We start from the raw sequence: 1,010 nt of genomic DNA, 5'->3' as shown, positions 1-1,010 counted from the left end.
GAAAAACAATTGATTAAATTGACAAACAAAGTGACGGGTGTGTGTTTCGGGAGTAAGAAACTCGCGCGCGGCCGGTTAACACAAAAGTCTTATCACGCTCATCCTGAGCGTTGGCAGAAAGATTGGGTAGCGGCGCGTTACGGTAAGATGACCATTTCGGGACGAAAAGATGCCAAATCAGGTAACTTTGTCTTTCATTATCAGCCAGAGACGCATACCCTTACCTTTAAGACGATCGACCAATGCGTCATTCGTCTCGCTGACGTTGTTTTTCCTTATGGTCAAGATCATGTCAATCGTGCCATTCAGACACAAATGAACCTGAAAGATAAGAAAAAGTATGGGAAGCCTATCGGATGGTCACTTGAGGATCATGGTGACTACTATATCGTTAAATGCTTAATCAATGTGCCGCCTGCACCCTACCTGAATACCTCAACATCAACGGGTATGGTTGGTGTTGATTTGAATGTGAATCATATCGCTATCGCCAATGTCAACGCCATAGGTCAATGTGTGGATGCCTTCACGCTTCCGTTTAACTTAGAGGGTAAAACCAGTGGGCAGGTAACGAAAATCATAGAAGCGGAGGTCATTGCCCTCGTTGACTATGCCGTTAAACATCATAAGCCACTCGCCATTGAAAGATTGGATACGACGCGGTCCAAAGTGTCGCGTCCTTATGGAAATAGGAAAGCCAATCGCCGAATGAGTCAGTTTGCTTATCAAAAGATGACCCTAGCGATCAAGTCAAGGGCCGAAAAAATGGGGGTTGCTGTCTACGTTGTTAACCCTGCTTATACCAGTCAAATTGGCAAGATGAAATATATGAAGCGACTCGGTGTGTCCATTCACATGGCAGCCGCTTATGTCATTGCCCGTCGGGCAATGGGTTTTAAAGAAATACTCCCACCGATGGAGGCCACTGAAAATCTTACGATTTTCTTAATGTAAGTTTAATTAGAATCAAAAAAGACGACACATTTATTCAAAAATATGAATAAGTGTCG

At 43.9% G+C, this 1,010-nt stretch carries 1 protein-coding gene; it reads left to right on the top strand.

What is annotated here, in order from left to right:
- The coding region (locus BM390_RS15215) for an IS200/IS605 family accessory protein TnpB-related protein (RefSeq protein WP_143103208.1) at positions 1–954 on the top strand (954 nt) is incomplete at its 5' end.
- Between the last annotated feature and the right edge of the window lie 56 nt (positions 955–1,010).

Source organism: Halolactibacillus miurensis, from assembly GCF_900116255.1.
Taxonomy (GTDB): Bacteria; Bacillota; Bacilli; order Bacillales; family Amphibacillaceae; genus Halolactibacillus; species Halolactibacillus miurensis.
Note: the sequence above shows the minus strand (reverse complement) of the source record. Positions and strands in the feature narration are given on the sequence as shown.